This is a genomic window from Pseudomonas sp. (assembly GCF_028293835.1).
In the GTDB taxonomy this organism is placed as follows: Bacteria; Pseudomonadota; Gammaproteobacteria; order Pseudomonadales; family Pseudomonadaceae; genus Aquipseudomonas.
The window spans coordinates 1-21,061 of the sequence record NZ_JAQGNX010000102.1 but is presented as its reverse complement, the minus strand read 5'-3'; the positions used below and the strand labels follow the sequence as shown (position 1 = coordinate 21,061).

The 21,061-nt window shown below is 57.7% G+C and carries 17 protein-coding genes; 14 read left to right on the top strand and 3 right to left on the bottom strand.

What is annotated here, in order from left to right; all coding sequences use genetic code 11:
• The 3 genes from JWR17_RS14255 to edd all read right to left on the bottom strand — a co-directional run.
• Window positions 1-505: response regulator transcription factor (locus JWR17_RS14255; RefSeq protein ID WP_299832516.1), on the bottom strand; the 505-nt coding region annotated here is incomplete at its 3' end.
• Window positions 506-568: 63 nt separating this feature from the next.
• Window positions 569-1,531 (bottom strand): glucokinase, encoded by a 963-nt coding sequence (locus JWR17_RS14250; protein WP_299832514.1) that lies wholly within the window; start codon window positions 1,529-1,531, stop codon window positions 569-571.
• Window positions 1,528-3,354 carry a phosphogluconate dehydratase gene (gene edd / locus JWR17_RS14245; RefSeq protein WP_299832512.1) on the bottom strand — a complete coding sequence of 609 codons (1,827 nt, stop codon included), beginning with the start codon at window positions 3,352-3,354 and terminating at the stop codon, window positions 1,528-1,530. The genes JWR17_RS14250 and edd overlap by 4 nt, the downstream gene beginning before the upstream one ends.
• 221 nt (window positions 3,355-3,575) lie before the next feature.
• Between edd and gap the strand changes: the two genes are divergently transcribed.
• The 14 genes from gap to JWR17_RS14175 all read left to right on the top strand — a co-directional run bounded on the left by gap (window position 3,576) and on the right by JWR17_RS14175 (window position 21,015).
• Complete coding sequence (gene gap, locus JWR17_RS14240; protein WP_299832510.1) at window positions 3,576-4,577, top strand: type I glyceraldehyde-3-phosphate dehydrogenase; 1,002 nt, start codon at window positions 3,576-3,578, stop codon at window positions 4,575-4,577.
• Window positions 4,578-4,673: 96 nt separating this feature from the next.
• A complete protein-coding gene (locus JWR17_RS14235; protein ID WP_299832522.1) occupies window positions 4,674-5,192 on the top strand; it encodes a sigma-70 family RNA polymerase sigma factor in 519 nt (172 codons plus the stop codon).
• Between the two features lie 170 nt (window positions 5,193-5,362).
• Window positions 5,363-7,642: a TonB-dependent hemoglobin/transferrin/lactoferrin family receptor gene (locus tag JWR17_RS14230; RefSeq protein WP_299832520.1), complete on the top strand. Its 2,280-nt coding sequence runs from the start codon at window positions 5,363-5,365 to the stop codon at window positions 7,640-7,642.
• Window positions 7,643-7,710: 68 nt separating this feature from the next.
• Window positions 7,711-8,319, top strand: a complete 609-nt coding sequence (locus JWR17_RS14225; RefSeq protein ID WP_299832508.1) for a biliverdin-producing heme oxygenase — start codon at window positions 7,711-7,713, stop codon at window positions 8,317-8,319.
• A 66-nt stretch (window positions 8,320-8,385) separates the two neighbouring features.
• A complete protein-coding gene (locus tag JWR17_RS14220; RefSeq protein WP_299832518.1) occupies window positions 8,386-8,799 on the top strand; it encodes a YbaN family protein in 414 nt (137 codons plus the stop codon).
• A 157-nt stretch (window positions 8,800-8,956) separates the two neighbouring features.
• Window positions 8,957-10,384, top strand: coding sequence for an arginine-ornithine antiporter (arcD, locus tag JWR17_RS14215; RefSeq protein WP_299832506.1), 1,428 nt, complete (start codon window positions 8,957-8,959; stop codon window positions 10,382-10,384).
• A 33-nt stretch (window positions 10,385-10,417) separates the two neighbouring features.
• The gene (gene arcA, locus JWR17_RS14210) at window positions 10,418-11,674 is read left to right on the top strand and encodes an arginine deiminase (RefSeq protein ID WP_299832504.1); all 1,257 of its coding nucleotides are present in this window, start codon (window positions 10,418-10,420) and stop codon (window positions 11,672-11,674) included.
• Between the two features lie 33 nt (window positions 11,675-11,707).
• On the top strand, window positions 11,708-12,715 hold the full coding sequence (locus JWR17_RS14205; protein ID WP_299832502.1) for an ornithine carbamoyltransferase: 1,008 nt from the start codon (window positions 11,708-11,710) through the stop codon (window positions 12,713-12,715).
• A 127-nt stretch (window positions 12,716-12,842) separates the two neighbouring features.
• Window positions 12,843-13,772 carry a carbamate kinase gene (gene arcC, locus JWR17_RS14200; protein WP_299832500.1) on the top strand — a complete coding sequence of 310 codons (930 nt, stop codon included), beginning with the start codon at window positions 12,843-12,845 and terminating at the stop codon, window positions 13,770-13,772.
• A gap of 60 nt (window positions 13,773-13,832) precedes the next feature.
• On the top strand, window positions 13,833-14,189 hold the full coding sequence (locus JWR17_RS14195) for a DUF5064 family protein (RefSeq protein ID WP_299832498.1): 357 nt from the start codon (window positions 13,833-13,835) through the stop codon (window positions 14,187-14,189).
• A 151-nt stretch (window positions 14,190-14,340) separates the two neighbouring features.
• Window positions 14,341-15,849 carry a sigma-54-dependent transcriptional regulator gene (locus tag JWR17_RS14190; RefSeq protein WP_299832496.1) on the top strand — a complete coding sequence of 503 codons (1,509 nt, stop codon included), beginning with the start codon at window positions 14,341-14,343 and terminating at the stop codon, window positions 15,847-15,849.
• 370 nt (window positions 15,850-16,219) lie between these two features.
• Complete coding sequence (gene gcvH / locus JWR17_RS14185; RefSeq protein WP_299832494.1) at window positions 16,220-16,603, top strand: glycine cleavage system protein GcvH; 384 nt, start codon at window positions 16,220-16,222, stop codon at window positions 16,601-16,603.
• A gap of 9 nt (window positions 16,604-16,612) precedes the next feature.
• Window positions 16,613-19,477, top strand: a complete 2,865-nt coding sequence (gene gcvP / locus JWR17_RS14180; RefSeq protein ID WP_299832492.1) for an aminomethyl-transferring glycine dehydrogenase — start codon at window positions 16,613-16,615, stop codon at window positions 19,475-19,477.
• A 161-nt stretch (window positions 19,478-19,638) separates the two neighbouring features.
• Window positions 19,639-21,015 (top strand): L-serine ammonia-lyase, encoded by a 1,377-nt coding sequence (locus JWR17_RS14175; RefSeq protein ID WP_299832490.1) that lies wholly within the window; start codon window positions 19,639-19,641, stop codon window positions 21,013-21,015.
• The last annotated feature ends 46 nt before the right edge of the window (window positions 21,016-21,061 follow it).

Sequence of the window (21,061 nt, the reverse complement as noted above, 5' to 3'; positions counted from 1 at the left end):
ACGCGAAATCGGCGCCGGAGAGGATTACCTCCTCCCCATCACGGTGAAACAATCGATGACTGACCATGTCCAGGCGCCAGTCGTCGAACACTAATACGTCGCCGCTGACCCGCTCCTGGCCGAACTGTGCCCGTCGCAACAAGGCCTTGATGCGCGCCTGCAACTCCCGGGGGCTGAACGGTTTACCCAGGTAATCATCGGCACCCAGCTCCAGTCCAATCACCCGATCGGCTTCGTCGGAACTGGCGGTGAGCATGATGATGGGGACTTGGGAATAGCGCGGATGTTGACGCACCCAACGACACAGACTAAAGCCGTCCTCGTCCGGCAGCATGACATCGAGGATTACCAGATCGCTGGGCTCATCGCTGAGTGCTTGGCGAAAACCGGCACCATCGCCCACCGTGCGCACTACAAAGCCACAACGACTCAGGTAGGTTTGCAGCAATTCACAGATTTCCTGGTCGTCGTCGACCAGCAAAATTGACTTACTGACTGAGCTCACGTGGTCGTCCTTGTTTGGAATGAAGCCTGTTTCTTATAATTGAGGTCGCTGCAACTGCACGATTTAAATGCGACCAAACGCTTGTTGCAATGCGACCCCAGCGCCCATGAGCCCTGGATATTCGGCGGTAACCAGCCATACCGGTATGCCCTTGAAGTAATCCTTCATCAGGCCTTTTTCGGCAAACGATCTGGCAAAACCGCTGGCCATGAAGAAATCGCTGAAGCGCGGTATGACGCCGCCACTGATGTAGACTCCGCCGCGACCGCCCACGGTCAATACAGCATTGCCCGCCACGCGACCCAGCCAGCAACAGAACTGCTCCAGAACTGCCGCCGCTACCGGATCGCCAGCCACTGCCGCGGAAGTGATCGCCGCCGGCGATTTCAGTGTCGGCTCAATATTGTCTAGCGAACAGCTTGTCTGATAGAGCAATAAAAGCCCCGCACCGCTGAGGATGGTTTCGGCGCTGACATGCTCATGCTCGATCATCAGCCGCGCCCAGATCTGCGCTTCCCGTGGCGTCCCCAACGGCAGGTCAACATGCCCCCCTTCGCCTGGCAAAGCCATCCAATGGTTGTTCGCCAGCCCGATCAACGTCCCCACGCCCAGCCCAGTGCCCGGCCCGATGACCACACGCGGACACTCGGCATCGGAAATACCATGACACACCGTCAGGTATTCGTCGTCTTTCAAGCGCGTCATGCCCAAAGCCATGGCCGTGAAATCGTTAACCATCAACAGGTTATCGATCTTCAGGTGCGCGCAGAATTCAGAGCGACTGATGCGCCAGTGGCTGTTGGTAAAATGAAATACATCGCCGCTCACCGGGCCGGCAACCGCCAGACAGACTGAGCCGACCTCGCCCGGATGCAGGTCGAGGTCCTCAAGGTAAATCTCAAGGGCCTTTTCCGGGCTGGCGTAGTCAATGGTCGGGAACACCCGGACCGAATGCAACGTATCGTCTTCCCATATGGCAAAACGCGCATTAGTGCCGCCAATATCGCCAACCAAAGCCAATTTCACTTAAGCGTCTCCAGACCCGAGGTAAAGGCGCTTGCGCCTTGCTCTGCCGAGCTGAAGGCCATGCGCATGAAGCCAAAAAGTTCGCGCCCACAACCCACACCGTTGTCGAGCAGACCGACTGCTGGTTCTCTGGCGGCCAGCTCTGCCGCGTCCACCAGAACGTGCAATGTACCCTTAACCCCATCGAGACGGATAATGTCTCCGTTACGAATCAGCGCCAACGGTCCGCCATCGAATGCTTCCGGGCAGACGTGGATCGCTGCCGGGATCTTGCCCGAGGCGCCAGACATACGCCCGTCGGTGACCAGCGCCACTTTAAAACCACGGTCCTGCAACACACCGAGGAACGGCGTCATCTTGTGCAATTCTGGCATGCCGTTAGAGCGCGGCCCCTGAAAACGCATGACCGCGATGAAGTCACGCTCCAGTTCGCCAGCCTTGAACGCGTCCGCCAGGTCTTGTTGGTCCTGGAACACCATGGCCGGGGCTTCGACGATCTGGTGTTCAGGTGCAACTGCCGACACTTTCATCACCCCACGGCCAAGGTTGCCTTCCATCACGCGCAAGCCGCCTTCAGCCGAGAACGGCCGAGCCACGGGCCGCAAAATGTCTTGGTCAAGGCTTTCGATAGGACCATCACGCCACACCAGCTTGCCGTTTTCAAGGAACGGCTCCTGGGTGTAACGGCTCAGGCCGAAACCGGCAACGGTGTTGACGTTTTCGTGGAGCAAACCGGCTTCCAGCAACTCACGAATCAGAAACGACATGCCGCCAGCCGCCTGGAAGTGGTTAATGTCAGCTTTGCCGTTTGGATACACGTGGGTCAGGGTCGGCACCACATCAGACAAGTCGGCCATGTCTTGCCAGGTCAGAATAATCCCGGCGGCCATGGCGATGGCTGGCATGTGCAACGTATGGTTGGTCGAACCGCCCGTCGCATGCAGCGCAACAATGGAGTTCACCAGTGAACGCTCGTCGACGATTTCACCCAGGGGCATGAACTGCCCGCTTTGCTTGGTCAGACGCGTAACCTGGTGCGCCGCTTCCCGAGTCAGGGCATCGCGTAACGGCGTATACGGGTTGACGAACGACGCACCTGGCAAGTGCAAACCCATCACTTCCATGAGCAATTGGTTGGTGTTGGCAGTGCCGTAAAAGGTGCAGGTGCCAGGGCTGTGATACGACTTCATTTCCGTTTCCAGCAACTCTTCGCGAGTCGCTTTGCCTTCGGCGTAGCGCTGGCGGACGTCGGCCTTTTCCTTGTTGGAAATGCCGGACGGCATCGGGCCACCGGGCACGAACAGGGTTGGCAAATGGCCAAAACGCAAAGCGCCCATCAACAGGCCCGGCACGATTTTGTCGCAGATGCCCAGGCACAGCGTGGCATCGAACATGTTGTGCGACAGCGCAATAGCGGTGGACATGGCGATCACTTCGCGGCTGGCGATACCCAGCTCCATGCCCGGCTCGCCTTGGGTGACGCCGTCGCACATCGCTGGCACGCCGCCTGCGAACTGACCGACCGAGCCGATTTCGCGCAGGGCTTGTTTGATTTGCTCAGGGTAGTGCTCGTACGGCTGGTGCGCCGAGAGCATGTCGTTGTAGGAGGAAACGATGGCCACGTTGGCGGCATTCATCATTTTCAGGCTGTGCTTGTCTTCCGTACCGCAAGCCGCCACGCCATGGGCGAAGTTGGCGCATTGCAGTTTGCCGCGCATCGGGCCATCGCTGGCCGCGCCACGAATCATCTGCAGATAGCGCTCGCGCGTCGCACGACTACGGGCTATCAGTCGCTCGGTTACCTCAAGAACGCGGGGATGCATGTGAATAACTCCAGGCTAGCGGATAGGTGACCCGTTCGGGCGGTTCCAATTTTCGGCAGTCAGGCCTAGGCTGAACCCAAGCGTGATTTCGAACAACTGTACTGGGCTTACGGGTTACTCGTTGTAGATAAAACAAAATATTGCCATTAAAAAGGCTTGTTTTCTATTTTTATGCGAATAATCTTGTAATTCCAACAACAAATCTCAAAGAGGACGGCTGTATGACTCTTCGCATCGCAATCAATGGCTTTGGCCGCATCGGCCGCAATGTCCTACGCGCACTCTATACCCAAGGTTACCGACAGGACCTGCAGGTCGTCGCCATCAATGATTTGGGTGACAGCTCGATCAATGCACATTTGCTGCAATTCGATACCGTTCATGGCCATTTCGGCGGCACGGTGGAATTCGACGACGAAAGCCTGACCGTAAATGGTGACCGGATTGCCGTCAGCGCAATCCGCAATCCAGCTGACCTGCCATGGAAAGCCGAGAACATTGACGTTGTATTCGAATGCACGGGTCTGTTCACCGACCGCAACAAAGCGGCCGCGCATATCACCGCCGGCGCCCGCAAAGTGATCATCTCCGCACCGGCCAAAGGCGCCGACGCCACGGTGGTCTACGGCGTTAACCATGACGTTTTGCGTCAATCGCATCAAATCATCTCCAACGCCTCGTGCACCACCAACTGCCTGGCGCCGGTTGCCCAGGTGCTGCACCGCGAGCTGGGCATCGAAAACGGTCTGATGACTACGATCCATGCCTACACCAACGACCAGAACCTGACCGACGTCTACCACACTGACCCGTACCGCGCGCGTTCGGCCACCCATAACATGATTCCAAGCAAGACTGGCGCCGCTGAAGCCGTGGGTTTGGTGCTTCCGGAACTGGCTGGGAAACTCACCGGCATGTCCGTACGGGTTCCGGTGATCAACGTGTCGTTGGTGGACTTGACCGTGCAGCTCAAACGCGAAACCACCGTCGAAGAGGTCAACGAGATTTTCAAGGAAGCCAGCCGTCACTCCAAAGTGCTCGGCTACAACACCCTGCCGCTGGTGTCCCATGATTTCAATCACAACCCGTTATCGTCGATTTTCGACGCTAACCACACCAAGGTTAGCGGTAAGTTGCTGAAAGTCCTGGCGTGGTATGACAACGAATGGGCGTTCTCCAACCGCATGCTGGATAACTGTCTCGCGCTGCATAACGCCGAGTAACAAGGCCCTGCACATAAGCTGTCACGGATAACTGCTTGACCGATATCGCGGATGAGAATAATTATCATCCGCTGCTTTTATTGGTCGGGTATTTCCGTGAGTCAGTCGCAGTTGAACGAACTCTTCCTCTCCCAGCACACTGTTTTGCTGCGAACCCTGCAGCGGATGGTCGGTAACGCCTGCACCGCCGAAGACTTACTGCAGGACACTTACCTGAGGGTCACTCGCGCCCTGACCGAACGCTCAGTCGAGCATCTGGCACCCTTTGTCTATCAAACCGCTCGTAATCTGGCGCTGGACCATCTGCGCGCCCAGCGCATTCAAGCCCGGACCATGATCGACAACGTACCGCCGGACACTCTGCGCAATATCGTGCAACCCCATAGCAACGCCGAAGACATCACCCACGCCCGACGTTTGCTTGAGCGCATCGACGCCAGCCTTGCTGACCTGACTGCGCGTCAGCAAGCCATATTCACCTTGAACCGCTTGCAAGGCTGCAGTTATCCAGAGATTGCGGCACAGCTCGGCGTGTCCGCCAGCACCGTGCAGAAGGAATTGAAACTGGTCATGGCAATCTGCACCGAAGTCGCGTCCCGGCATGACGTGAACTGAGCGCAACTATTTTTACGCGATAGCCGTTCGTCGTTCGTCTAGTTATAGCCAATGCAACTGATTCTCATTTGTTTCAGTTCGTAACTATAAAGAATGACCCTTACGACAGGGAGCTATTGATGCTGTCACCAAGCAAAACCTTCACCCGTTCTTCACTTACTCTCGCGCTGATGGCAGCGGGAGTGTTCAGCGCTCCGGCTACTGCCCAGACACCCATTGAAGCGGCCACGACCGTGTCGCCGGGCAGCGGCCTCATGTTGCAGCAGACCACTATCAGCGCCACCCGCACTGAACAGCCGGTCGTCGCAGTACCAAGCACGGTCACCGTGCACGATCGTGCAGAACTCGACCAGCAGAACGTCAATAACATTCGTGACCTGGTGCGCCATGAACCCGGTGTATCGGTGGGCGGGACGGGGCAGCGTGCTGGCATCACGGGTTACAACATCCGTGGCATCGACGGTGACCGGATCCTGACCCAGGTCGACGGTGTCGAAGTCCCGGCCAGTTTTTCTAACGGGCCTTATGCCAAGACTCAACGTAACTACGTGGACCCGGAAATCGTAAAACGCGTAGAGATTCTGCGCGGTCCGGCCTCGGTGTTGTACGGCAGCAGCGCCATTGGTGGCGCGGTCAGTTATTTCACTCTCGATCCGGACGACATCATCAAACCTGGCCAGGACGTCGGCGCCCGTTTGAAAACCGGCTACAGCTCGGCCGACAACAGCTGGCTCAACTCCGCCACCGTTGCCGGTCGCCATGTTGCTTTCGATGGTTTACTGCACCTTAGCCAGCGCAACGGTCGCGAAACCGAATCCTATGGCGACCACGGAGGCACCGGCCTGGGCCGCACCGCCGCGAACCCCAACGACGTGCGTAACACCAACGTGCTGGCGAAACTGGGCTGGAATTATGGCGAGGAATCGCGGCTCGGGCTGACCTATGAACACTACAAAAGCGACACCGATAGCAACCAGAAGAGTGCGGTGGGCGGGCCTTTTCTACCCGCGCCTATGGGCTGGTATAAATCACGCCACAGTAACGACACCATTACCCGTGAGCGCTTCGGCATAGAAAACCGTTTCGCCTTGGACAGCTTGCTGGTCGACCACGTCAACTGGAAGCTGAATTACCAGACAGCCAAAACCGATCAAAGCGTCCAGGAAGACTACTTCTCCCGGTCCCGCAAGGTCTTGCGTGACCGCAACACCGTTTACCAAGATAAACAGTGGAGTTTCGACGCCCAACTCGACAAAGCCTTTTCGGTTGGCGGCACCCAACACCTGCTGACCTATGGCACCACCGTCAAGCAACAGAAAGTCACCGGATTGCGTCAAGGGAGCGGCACCTGCGTGGCAGTTTTTCGCGCCTGTAGGGGGATCGGTGACGACAGTCCAGCTGACCGCATCGAGCCAGTGAGCGACTTCCCGGATCCAACTGTCACCAGCTATGCGCTGTTCGCTCAGGACGAGATTCGCTGGAACGACTGGACCTTCTTGCCGGGCGTACGCTACGACTACACCAAGCTTGACCCGCGCATCACTCAGGAATTTCTCAACGCTGCGGATCCAACCGGCAACGACACGGTCAGCGACAAAAACAAAACCTGGCATCGGGTGTCGCCTAAATTCGGCCTGACCTATGCGCTGACCGAGCAATACACCTGGTACGGTCAGTACGGCGAGGGTTTCCGCACGCCGACCGCCAAAGCGCTGTACGGCCGATTTGAGAACCTTTCCCCGGGATACACCGTCGCGCCCAACCCGAACCTGGAAGCGGAAACCAGCAGAAGCTACGAAACCGGTCTACGGGGCAATTTCGACTCGGGTTCGTTTGACGTCGCGGTGTTCTATAACAAGTACCGCGACTTCATTAACGAGGACGCGATTACTCCACGCGCTAATGAAATCATATTTCAAGCCGCCAACATCAAACGCGCCACCATCAAGGGCGCCGAGGTAAAAGGCCGCTTGAACCTCGATAGGTTTGGCGCTCCAGCCGGTCTGTACACCCAAGGCTCGGTGGCCTATGCCCACGGCCGCAACAACGACACCGGCCAGCCAATCAACAGCGTCAACCCGCTGACCGGCGTGTTCGGTTTGGGCTACGACCAAAAGGCCTACGGCGGATTGCTCAGTTGGACGCTGGTGCAGCGCAAGAAACAGGTCGATGACATTACTAAGGGAGCCTTTAATGCGCCGGATGGCACCAGCAAACAGTTTAAAACCCCCGGCTACGGCGTCTTCGACTTGACCGGCTACTACAAAGTCGCCGACGACGTGACCGTCAACGCCGGTCTGTACAACCTCACCGACAAGAAATACTGGAGTTGGGACGACGTGCGCGGCTATGACAGCACCGGCGAAGCGGCCGTTACCAGCCCCGCCAACCTTGATCGCCTGACCCAACCGGGTCGCAACTTCGGCGTCAACGTGGTGTGGGACATCTGATTTGCCTGACGGCGCCGGTTCTTATGGGCGCCGTTTTTTCATTTGAAACATGTCACAAGGAAGATCCCATGACTGAACAACAGAACCGCCCTGCCCTGCGCTCACAACGCTTGAATCAGATCACCCATGCGCCCCATGAACAACTCGACAAAGCAGTTAAAGCCAACGCGCCATTTGAAACCCTGGCCAATTACGCGCGCTTCGTCGCTGCGCAATATGGTTTTCAAAACGAGTTGAAGGCGTTGTACAGCGACCCGCTTTTGGTAGAAATTTTCCCTGACTTACCTGAGCGCTGCCGTGCCGAGCAAGCCAAAGCCGATCTGGCAGACCTTGGCACCGCGCTGCCTGAGCCTGTCGCGGGTGCTTTGGTTAAGCCGAGTACAGCGCAGGCTCTGGGTTGGCTATTTGTATCAGAAGGCTCCAAGCTCGGCGCGGCTTTTTTGATCAAACGTGCGGTGGCGCTGAAGTTGAGCGAAAGCTTTGGCGCGCGGCATCTGGGCGAGCCTGCGGGTGGTCGTGCAGGAGGCTGGAAAAGCTTTGTGCGGATTCTGGACAGTCTGCAATTGAGCGCCGAAGAAGAAGCGCAGGTGGAACAAGGTGCTGTCGATGCGTTCGAACGCTTCAATGTCTTGCTGCAACAGGCATACATACATGCGCCTAAGGTCGAAGTCGCCTGAATCCGGCAAGCCCGGTCAGCCCTGTTAAACTGGCCGGGTTGTTAAATGGACAGAGCCGTAATGACCATCGAACCCAAACCTCAGACACCGTCCGGGTCAAAAACCGTCCGCGTGTTGTTCGGCATTCTTGCCTACGTCAGCTTGGCGATAGGCCTGATTGCCATAGTGGTGCCCGGTTTACCCACTACCGAATTCATCTTGCTGGCCGCCTGGGCGGCCACCAAAAGCTCGCCTCGACTGAGCGCCTGGCTGGAAAATCACCGGCTGTTCGGGCCGATCCTGAGCAACTGGCGCAACGGCCGCCTGATCGCCCGCCGGGCAAAAATCAGCGCCACCGTGAGCATGCTGATCTGCGCCGTGGCGATGTTGACCTTGCTCGACCACGGCTGGCCGGTGTACCTCGCCATTGGCGGCATGACCCTGGGAAATATGTGGATTTGGTCCAGGCCAGAGCCCGCTGCAACCGCAGATCCCCTGTAGAACCCAACGTGTTGGCGAGGCGGCATATCTGACACACCGCATCAATCCCTCTCGCCAACACGTTGGCTCCTACAGACCGAATCCTTGATCTGCGTCATAACCCCCTCCAGCCAATGAATTACCGTCGCCAATTCCTTCTTTTGGATGGAGCTGTGCGATGTCTGATTCCCCTGGCAAACTTCGACTCGGCGCGCTCGTCGCCTTGGTAGTGGGTTCGATGATCGGCGGGGGAATATTCTCGTTGCCGCAGAACATGGCAGCCAGTGCCGATGTCGGAGCGATTTTAATTGGCTGGGCCATCACCGCAGTCGGCATGTTGACCCTGGCGTTCGTGTTCCAGACCCTGGCAAACCGCAAGCCAACCCTGGACGGCGGGGTCTACGCCTATGCCAAAGCCGGTTTCGGCGACTACATGGGCTTCTCGTCTGCCTGGGGCTATTGGATAAGCGCATGGCTGGGCAACGTCGGCTACTTCGTTCTGCTGTTTAGCACCCTGGGCTATTTCTTTCCGATATTCGGTCAAGGCAATACAGCGGCGGCAATTGTCGGCGCGTCGGTTTTGCTGTGGGCGGTGCACTTCCTCGTATTGCGCGGAATCAAAGAAGCTGCATTCATCAACCTGGTGACCACGGGCGCCAAAGTCGTACCGCTGTTGCTCTTTGTATTGATTGCACTGTTTGCCTTTAAGCTGGATATCTTCAGCGCTGACATCTGGGGCATCAAAAATCCGGACCTGGGCAGCGTGATGAACCAAGTGCGCAACATGATGCTGGTCACCGTGTGGGTGTTCATCGGCATCGAAGGCGCAAGCATCTTCTCGGCCCGGGCCGAAAAGCGCTCGGATGTGGGCAAGGCCACGATCATTGGTTTCATTACCGTGTTGCTGTTTCTGGTGTTCGTCAACGTGCTCTCGCTGGGGATCATGACCCAGCCGGAATTGGCGAAACTGCCAAACCCATCGATGGCTGCCGTGTTGGAACACGTGGTTGGACACTGGGGTGCAGTGTTGATCAGCGTCGGCTTGATCATTTCCCTGCTGGGCGCCCTGTTGTCTTGGGTACTGCTGTGCGCTGAAATCATGTTCGCCGCAGCCAAGGACCACACCATGCCGGCGTTTCTCAAGCGCGAAAACGCCAACCACGTACCGGCCAATGCCTTGTGGCTGACCAATGCCATGGTCCAGGTGTTCCTGATCATCACCTTGTTCTCGGCCAGTACCTATCTGTCGCTGATCTACCTCGCGACCTCGATGATTTTGATTCCTTATCTGTGGTCTGCGGCCTATGCCGTGCTGCTGGCGGCGCGTGGCGAAACCTACGAAAAAGCCAGGGCCGAACGCAAAAAAGACCTGCTCATTGCGGCAGTCGCGCTGATTTATGCGGTGTGGCTGATCTACGCCGGCGGGGTCAAATACTTGCTGCTCTCGGCCCTGCTGTATGCCCCCGGCGTCATTCTGTTCGCCAAGGCCAAACGTGAAGTCGGCCAAGCGATTTTTACCCCTGTGGAAAAGTTGATTTTCGCCGTCGTAGCCGTGGGGGCGCTGGTAGCTGCCTACGGTCTCTACGACGGCTTCTTGACCCTGTAACACCCCCGCTCATGTCATTGGAGGAGTACAGAAATGTCCGCTGATACCGTCAAACCTGGCGTCCACTCTGAAGTCGGAAAACTACAAAAGGTCTTGGTGTGCTCACCCGGTCTGGCCCACCAACGCCTGACCCCGAACAACTGCGATGAATTGCTGTTCGACGACGTGCTGTGGGTTAACCAAGCCAAACGCGACCACTTCGATTTCGTGACAAAAATGCGCGAACGCGGCGTCGATGTGCTGGAGATGCACAACCTGCTGAGCGACATCGTGGCGAGCCCAGAAGCGCTGGACTGGATACTTGAACGCAAAATCGCCGCCAACTCAGTCGGTATCGGATTGATCAACGAAACCAACGCCTGGCTGCGCAGCCTGGAGCCACGCAAGATCGCCGAATACCTGATTGGCGGCGTGTCCGCTGATGATTTGCCAAGGGATTTCGGTGGCAAGACCCTGGAAATCTTCCGCGATTTTCTCGGCCACGCCAGCTTCATATTGCCGCCACTGCCGAACACGGTATTCACCCGCGACACTACCTGCTGGATCTACGGTGGCGTCACGTTGAACCCAATGCATTGGCCCGCGCGTCGCCAGGAAACCTTGCTGGCGAGCGCCGTCTACAAATTTCATCCGGAATTCGTCAACGCTGATTTCCGTATCTGGTACGGCGACCCGGACCAGGACCACGGCAGCGCCAGCCTCGAAGGCGGCGACGTGATGCCCATCGGCAATGGTGTGGTGTTGATCGGCATGGGCGAGCGTTCATCCCATCAGGCCATTGGTCAGCTGGCGCGCAATCTGTTCCAGCACAACGCCGTGCAACGGGTAATCGTCGCGGGCTTGCCCAAGTCCCGGGCGGCCATGCACCTAGACACGGTGTTCAGCTTTTGCGATCGCGACCTGGTAACGGTTTTCCCGGATGTAGTGAAGCAGATCGTCGCCTTCAGCTTGCGCCCGGATGAAAGCCAACCGGGCGGCATTGATATTCGTCGCGAAGACGGCAGCTTTCTCGAAACCGTGGCTGCCGCGCTCAACCTGAAAACCTTGCGCGTGGTGGAAACCGGCGGCAACAGTTTTGCCGCCGAACGCGAGCAGTGGGATGACGGCAACAACGTGGTAGCCCTGGAGCCTGGCGTGGTGATTGGTTACGACCGCAATACCTACACTAATACCCTGTTGCGCAAAGCCGGCGTCGAAGTCATCACCATCAGCGCCAGCGAATTGGGCCGCGGTCGCGGCGGTGGCCATTGCATGACCTGCCCCATCATTCGTGACCCGGTTAATTACTGATCAGTTGCCCACCTTTCAAGGGAGACATTGAACATGGCTTTTAATATGCGCAACCGCAGCCTGCTGAGCTTGATGCACCACACCACGCGGGAGTTGCACTATCTGCTCGACCTGTCCCGTGACCTCAAACGCGCTAAGTACACCGGCACCGAACAGCAACACCTGAAAGGCAAAAATATCGCGTTGATCTTCGAAAAAACCTCAACCCGCACCCGTTGCGCCTTCGAAGTCGCAGCCCACGATCAAGGTGCGCATGTCACCTACATCGACCCGGTATCGTCGCAAATCGGCCACAAAGAAAGCATGAAAGACACCGCTCGCGTTCTAGGACGGATGTTCGACGCCATTGAGTACCGAGGCTTCGAACAGGAAATCGTCGAAGAACTGGCCAAGTTTGCCGGCGTGCCGATCTTCAACGGCCTGACTGCGGAGTTTCACCCGACGCAAATGATTGCCGACACCCTGACCATGCGCGAACACAGTGATAAACCGCTGCACGACATCAGCTATGCCTACTTGGGAGATGCACGCTACAACATGGGCAATTCGCTGCTGATGATCGGCGCCAAGCTGGGCATGGACGTACGTATCGGCGCGCCAAAGGCCCTATGGCCCCATGCAGATTTCATTGCCCAGTGCAAAGCGTTTGCCGAAGAAAGTGGTGCACGTATCACCATTACTGAAGACCCGAAAGAAGCGGTCAAAGGCGTCGACTTCATTCACACCGATATTTGGGTGTCCATGGGCGAGCCAGTGGAAGCGTGGGACGAACGCATCGAGCAGTTGCTGCCGTATCAGGTCAACAGCGAGATGATGAAGGCAGCAGGCAACCCTCGGGTTAAGTTCATGCACTGCCTGCCGGCGTTTCATAACAGTGAGACCACGGTGGGTAAAGACATCGCCAGCCGGTATCCAAACCTGGCCAACGGCGTGGAAGTCACCGAAGACGTGTTTGAGTCACCGGCCAATATCGCGTTTGAGCAGGCGGAAAACCGTATGCATACGATCAAAGCGATATTGGTGGCTGCGTTGGCTGGATAATCTGCCCCAAAACGGTAGGAGCCAACGTGTTGGCGAAGCCTCTAAGCAAGCACACCCGTTAAGGCCTCTCGCCAACACGTTGGCTTCTACAGGGGGTCCGCGTATTTTTCGAACAAGGAAAACCACCATGCGTATCGTCGTTGCTCTGGGCGGTAATGCTCTACTGCGTCGTGGCGAGCCGATGACGGCGGACAATCAGCGAATCAATATCCGTGTCGCCGCCGAACAGATCGCCAAAATTTCTGCAGGCAATGAACTGGTCGTGGCCCACGGTAATGGTCCGCAAGTCGGGCTGTTGTCGCTGCAAGCGGCGGCGTACACCTCGGTGTCACCGTATCCGCTGGACGTGCTCGGAGCAGAAACCGAAGGCATGATTGGCTACATGATCGAGCAAGAGTTGGGCAATTTACTGCCCGTCGAAAAGCCATTCGCAACGCTGTTGACCCAAGTCGAGGTCGATGGCAACGACCCGGCGTTCCAGCACCCCAGCAAACCCATCGGGCCGGTCTATACAAAGGCTGAAGCCGAACGTCTGGCTGCGGAAAAAGGCTGGAGCATTGCCCCGGACGGCGACAAATACCGCCGAGTGGTTGCCAGCCCGAGGCCCAAGCGTATTTTCGAAATCCGCCCGATCAAATGGTTGTTGGAAAAAGGCAGCATCGTGATTTGTGCGGGCGGTGGCGGTATCCCGACGCTGTACGCCGAGGACGGTAAGTTAAAGGGCGTAGAAGCTGTGATCGACAAGGACTTGTGCTCGGCGCTGTTGGCGGAGCAACTGGACTGCGATCTACTGGTGATTGCCACCGACGTCGATGCGGTGTTCATCGATTGGGGCGAACCAACGCAAAAAGCCATCGCCCAGGCGCACCCCGACGATATGCAAAAGCTGGGCTTTGCCGCAGGCTCCATGGGGCCTAAAGTGCAGGCTGCATGCGAATTTGCGCGTAACACCGGTAAAGAAGCCGTGATTGGTGCGCTGGCGGACATCGAAAACATCGTCAACGGTCACGCCGGAACGCGGATCGGCAGCGCTAGCAAAGGCATCCGTTACCGGTGAACCTAGAGGCCAACCACGCGGTCTATTCCTACACTTTCGTAACGTAAAGGAGCAAGCCACATGTTCGAGCCAGGTCATCTGCACATCACTCGTGCTCCGCTGCAACCTAACGATTTCGGCTTCGATATCCATATCCGTTACGAAGTGCAGCAAGACCCCAAGGAAGGCCCTTCGATGCACTTCACCATGATCGGCGAGGTCAATGGCGATGCGTTCGAAGACGCGTTTGATTTACCCCGGGACGGCGCCTTTAACTTCGCCAGTGTCGCCAACAAAATCGCGGTTGAACACGGTTTACCGCACACCACTACTTTGCCGATAGCGATGCATAAACAGTACGACGAAATGTTTGAAGACATTCGACAAAAGCTGGATATCAAGTCGGGAGATCCGGTGAAGCCAGAGCATTTGCGGTAAATCAAAAAACCTTATCTGTAGGAGGCGCTTGTTGGCGAGGCAATTCACGTCTCGCCAACACCTTGGCTCCTACAGGCGAAGCGTCTTAAGGCCATCCGACCATTTGCTGGCATAATGGCCGCCCTCGCCGTCCAGAATATTTAATCGTCCCATGCGTATCCACGTCAGCTTCATCGACCGCGTTGGTATTACCCAGGAAGTTCTGGCGATTCTCGGTGGACGCAATTTGAATCTGGACGCGGTGGAGATGGTTCCGCCAAACGTTTATATCGACGCACCTACACTCAGCCCGCAAGTGCTGGAAGAACTGAAAGACCGCTTGTTTCGGGTGCGTGGGGTCGAGGCGATCACCGTGGTCGACATCCTTCCCGGTCAGCGTCGCCATCTACAACTTGATGCCCTGCTCGCCGCCATGACCGACCCAGTGCTGGCGCTGGACAGCAACGGCCGTGTATTGCTCGCCAACCCGGCATTGCTAGCGCTGTGCGGCCGCGAGCCTGCGGGTGAATCGGTGGCCGAACTGTTCGCTGATCCTGGCCTGCACACTGCGCTGCTGGAAAACGGTTTTCGCCTGCCGCTGCGTGAAGTCACCCTTAATGGCGAGGCACTGCTGCTGGACGCCACGCCGATCACCGACGCTGGGGCGTTGTTGACCCTGTATCGGCCGAGCCGAATTGGTGAGCGCCTGGCGGCGCTGCACCATGATCACTCCGAGGGTTTCGATTCGCTATTGGGCGACTCGCTGCCCATTCGCACGCTCAAGACCCGCGCCTTGCGCGTGGCGGTGCTGGATGCGCCGCTGCTGATTCAGGGCGAAACCGGCACCGGTAAAGAGCTGGTGGCGCGCGCCTGTCACGCTATCAGCGCGCGTCACAGCGCACCGTTTCTGGCGCTGAACTGTGCGGCATTGCCGGAAAACCTCGCCGAAAGCGAGCTCTTTGGCTACGCCCCCGGCGCCTTCACCGGTGCACAACGGGGCGGCAAACCGGGGCTGATGGAAATGGCCAACCACGGCACGGTATTCCTTGATGAAATCGGCGAGATGTCACCGTACTTGCAAGCCAAGCTGCTGCGCTTTTTGAGTGACGGCAGCTTCCGTCGCGTGGGCGGTGACCGTGAAGTAAAAGTCAACGTGCGGATTCTCAGCGCTACCCACCGCGATCTGGAAAAGATGGTCAGCGAAGGCACCTTTCGCGAAGATTTGTTTTATCGCTTGAATGTCCTGAACCTCGAAGTGCCACCGCTGCGCGAGCGCGGACAGGACATTTTGTTGTTGGCGCGCTACTTCATGGAGCAAGCCTGCGCGCAAATCCAGCGGCCCGTGTGTCGCCTGACACCGGGCACCTACCCAGCGCTGCTGAATAACCGCTGGCCCGGCAACGTGCGTCAGCTGCAGAACGTGATTTTCCGCGCGGCGGCGATTTGCGAAAGTTCATTGGTGGATATCGGCGACCTGGACATCGCCGGGACATCCGTGGCGCGCCAGAGCGACGGCGAAGTACATAGCCTGGAACAGGCCGTGGAAGATTTCGAAAAAACCCTGCTGGAAAAACTCTACATCAACTACCCCTCGACCCGGCAGCTCGCCAGCCGCCTGCAAACCTCCCACACCGCCATCGCCCATCGGCTGCGCAAATATGGGATTTCGGGAAAGGGTTAAGACTTTGGCTTTGTCCGCTATCTGTACGAGCCAACTTGTTGGCGAGACAATACGCCAGACACAACCAAACAGACCCCTCGCCAACAAGTTGGCTCCTACAGGGGCTGTGCAAATCTGTACCGAAACCAATACAGCGGAACGATATCGCTACACGCGTCTACACGCCACCGGTTGCAAGGCTCTGATCCGATACAGGTTTTCTGTAGCCATTCTGCCGTAGCGATTTCGCTACACAGCCGAAATCATGACTCTTACCTGAACACCCTAAGCCGTTGATTTGTTTAGATTAATAAACATTGGCCGTAAAATTGCTAGGTACTTCTCATTCGTTCGTGCACGTCACGAGCTTTTGCGCCTTTGAGGAGTTTTTATGAGCGAGTTGCGATTCACGGTCGATCACGAGTGGCTGCGTGCCGAAGCAGACGGCAGCGTCACGGTCGGCATCACCCCTTATGCGCAAGAATCGCTGGGCGACGTGGTGTTCGTGCAACTCCCGGAACTGCAGGCCTACACTCAACACGCTGAAGTCTCGGTGGTTGAGTCGGTTAAAGCCGCCAGCAGCATCAACATGCCGCTCAATGGCGAAGTGGTTGAAGTCAACACAGTCCTCGACGCCACCCCTGAGCTGGTCAACGAAGACGCGTCCGGTGCCGGCTGGTTTTTCCGCTTCGTTCCTGAAGACGCTGATGCCATCAACGCCTTGCTCGACCAGGACGCCTACGACCGCCTGATTAAAGCCAACGCCGACGCCTGAGGAATAGACATGACTGACCGTATCGAGTTGAGCACCGCCAACGAATTCATTGCGCGCCATATTGGCCCGCGCCCGGCTGACGAAAAGGCCATGCTCACTACGTTGGGCTTCGATTCCCTGGAAGCGTTGAGCGCCGCTGTCATCCCTGAAAGCATCAAAGGCACCAGCGTTCTCGACATGGGCCCTGGCCAAAGCGAAGCTGATGCCCTGGCCGCCATCAAAGTCATCGCCGGCAAAAACCAGCTGTTCAAGACTTACATCGGCCAGGGTTACTACAACACTCATACCCCGGCACCGATCCTGCGCAACCTGCTGGAAAATCCAGCCTGGTACACCGCATACACTCCGTATCAGCCTGAAATTTCCCAAGGCCGCCTGGAATCGCTGCTGAACTTCCAGACCCTGATCAGCGACCTGACCGGCCTGCCCATCGCCAACGCCTCGTTGCTCGACGAAGCCACCGCCGCTGCCGAAGCCATGACCTTCTGCAAACGCTTGAGCAAGAACAAGAGCAGCCATCGGTTCTTCGCCTCCAGCCATTGCCACCCGCAGACCCTGGACGTCTTGCGCACCCGCGCTGAACCGTTGGGCATCACGGTGGTGGTCGCAGACGAAAGCGAACTGACTGAAGTCGGTGAATACTTTGGCGCATTGCTGCAGTATCCCGCCAGCAATGGCGATCTGTTCGACTACCGCGAACTGGTCGAGCGTTTCCACGCAGCTCACGCACTGGTTGCTGTAGCAGCGGACCTGCTGGCCCTGACCCTATTGACTCCGCCGGGTGAATTCGGCGCAGACGTGGCCATCGGCAGCGCACAGCGTTTCGGCGTGCCACTGGGCTTCGGCGGTCCACACGCGGCCTATTTCTCCACCCGAGATGCGTTCAAGCGCGACATGCCAGGCCGCCTGGTCGGTGTGTCGGTTGATCGCCATGGCAAGCCGGCATTGCGTCTTGCCATGCAAACCCGTGAACAACATATCCGCCGCGAAAAGGCCACCAGTAACATCTGCACCGCGCAGGTTCTATTGGCGAACATTGCCAGCATGTACGCCGTGTACCACGGTCCGCGGGGCCTGACGCAAATCGCCAAACGTACCCATCAACTGACCGCGATTTTCGCCCAGGGCTTAAGCCAATTGGGCTTGACCGTCGAGCAGACGTTCTTCTTCGACAGCCTGACGTTAATGACCGGCGCCGATACCGCAGCCCTGCATGCCAAGGCCCGCGCGCAACAGATCAACCTGCGTGAAGTCGACGGCCAACGCCTCGGCCTGTCGTTCGACGAAACCATTCAACAGGCTGATGTAGAAGCGCTGTGGCAAGTCTTCGCAGCCGACGGGCAAAGCCTGCCTGACTTCAAGGCGCTGGCCGACAGCGTTGAATCGAAGCTGCCTGCTGCGCTGTTGCGTCAATCGCCAATCCTCAGCCACCCGGTGTTCAACCGTTATCATTCCGAAACCGAGCTGATGCGCTACCTGCGCAAACTGGCAGACAAAGACCTGGCACTGGATCGCACCATGATCCCGCTGGGCTCGTGCACCATGAAGCTCAACGCCGCCAGCGAAATGATTCCCGTGACCTGGGCCGAGTTCGGCAACCTGCACCCGTTCGCCCCTGCCGAGCAGAGCGCTGGTTATCAGCAGTTGACCGACGAACTGGAAGCGATGCTCTGTGCTGCCACCGGTTATGACGCGATTTCGTTGCAGCCGAACGCCGGTTCACAGGGTGAATATGCCGGTCTGCTGGCGATACGGGCATACCACCAGAGCCGTGGTGACGAACGCCGCGACATCTGCCTGATCCCGTCTTCTGCTCACGGCACCAACCCTGCCACCGCCAACATGGCGGGTATGCGTGTGGTAGTGACCGCCTGTGATGCGCGCGGCAACGTCGATATCGAAGACTTGCGTGCCAAAGCTATTGAGCACCGCGATCACCTGGCCGCGCTGATGATCACCTACCCGTCTACCCACGGCGTATTCGAGGAAGGCATCCGCGAAATCTGCGGCATCGTCCACGACAACGGCGGCCAGGTGTACATCGACGGCGCCAACATGAATGCCATGGTTGGCCTGTGCGCACCGGGCAAGTTCGGCGGCGACGTGTCGCACCTGAACCTGCACAAAACGTTCTGCATTCCCCATGGCGGTGGCGGCCCAGGCGTTGGTCCGATTGGGGTCAAATCGCACCTGACGCCGTTCCTGCCTGGCCATGCCAAAATGGAACGCAAGGTTGGCGCCGTCAGTGCTGCACCGTTCGGCAGCGCGAGCATTTTGCCAATCACCTGGATGTACATCCGCATGATGGGCGGTGCAGGACTGAAACGCGCTTCGCAGTTGGCGATCCTCAATGCCAACTACATTTCGCGTCGCCTGGAAGAGCATTACCCCGTGCTGTACAGCGGCAGCAATGGTCTGGTGGCACATGAATGCATTCTCGACCTGCGCCCATTGAAGGACAGCAGCGGCATCAGCGTTGATGACGTCGCCAAGCGCCTGATCGACTTCGGCTTCCACGCCCCGACCATGTCGTTCCCGGTAGCCGGCACTTTGATGATCGAGCCAACTGAAAGCGAATCCAAGGAAGAGCTGGATCGCTTCTGTGACGCCATGATCCGCATCCGCGAAGAGATTCGTGCAGTGGAAAACGGCGCGCTGGACAAAGAAGATAACCCGTTGAAAAACGCGCCGCACACGGCGGCGGAAATCGTTGGCGAATGGACTCACCCGTACAGCCGCGAACAAGCGGTGTACCCGGTAGCTTCGTTGATCGACGGCAAATACTGGCCGCCTGTGGGCCGCGTTGACAACGTGTTCGGCGACCGCAACCTGATCTGCGCATGCCCGTCGATCGAGAGCTATCAGGACGCTTGATTTGAAACGGCGTTAACCGCTTCGCCAACAAGTTGGCTCCTACAGATGATCGCGGTCCCTGTAGAACCCAACTTGTTTGTTCCTACAGATGATTGTGGTCCCTGTAGGAGCCAACTTGTTGGCGAGAAGCCTTAATAACAACAAAAATCCCGGAGTGCACCATGTCACTGAGCGTGTTTGACCTGTTCAAGATCGGCATCGGGCCCTCCAGCTCGCACACCGTTGGCCCGATGCGCGCCGCTGCGCGCTTCGCTGAAGGTCTACGCCGCGATCAATTATTGACCAGCACGGCCAGCGTCAAGGTCGAGCTGTACGGTTCGTTGGGCGCTACCGGCAAAGGCCATGGCAGCGACAAGGCAGTGTTACTGGGCCTTGAAGGCGAGCACCCGGACACGGTGGATACCGAAACCGTGGCTGAACGCTTGCAACAAATTCGTGGCAGTGAACGCCTTAATCTACTTGGCGAACACAGCATCCAATTCATTGAAAAACAACACCTGGCGATGATCCGCAAACCCTTGGCGTTCCATCCCAATGGCATGATTTTCCGTGCCTTCGATGCCGCTGGTTTGCAAATCCGTAGCCGCGAATACTATTCAGTCGGCGGCGGCTTTGTCGTCGACGAAGGCGCTGCTGGCGCAGACCGCATTGTCGAAGACAGCACACCGCTGACCTTTCCCTTCAAAAGTGCCAAAGCGTTGCTCAACCATTGCACCACCCATGGCTTGTCCATCAGCGAAGTGATGCTGCTCAACGAATCAGCCTGGCGCCCGGAGGCAGAAACCCGCAGCGGCCTGCTGAAAATCTGGCAAGTGATGCAGGACTGCGTGACCGCAGGCTGCCGCAACGAAGGTATTTTGCCGGGGGGCTTGAAAGTCAAACGTCGCGCCGCGGCGCTGCACCGCCAACTGTGTCAGAACCCTGAAGCGGCGTTGCGCGACGCGCTGTCGGTGCTGGACTGGGTCAACCTGTACGCATTGGCGGTCAACGAAGAAAATGCCAATGGCGGCCGCGTCGTTACCGCGCCCACCAACGGCGCGGCGGGAATTATCCCGGCGGTATTGCATTACTACATGCGCTTTATTACCGGGGCCAACGAAGACGGCGTCGTGCGTTTTCTACTCACCGCAGCGGCCATTGGCATTCTTTATAAAGAGAACGCTTCGATCTCTGGTGCCGAAGTTGGCTGCCAGGGCGAAGTCGGCGTGGCCTGCTCCATGGCCGCTGGCGCGTTGTGCGAAGTGTTGGGCGGTAATGTTCAGCAAGTGGAAAACGCAGCGGAAATCGGCATGGAACATAACCTCGGGTTGACATGCGATCCAATTGGCGGACTGGTGCAAGTGCCCTGCATCGAACGCAATGCCATGGGTTCGGTCAAGGCCATCAATGCGGTGCGAATGGCCTTGCGTGGCGACGGCCAACACTTTGTATCCCTCGATAAAGTCATCCGCACCATGCGCCAGACCGGCGCTGACATGAAAAGTAAATACAAGGAAACAGCCCGGGGCGGGCTGGCCGTGAACATTATCGATTGCTGACTTCAGCCTTATGCCATCCGCTGGATTCGCCGTTGTGAAGACGAGT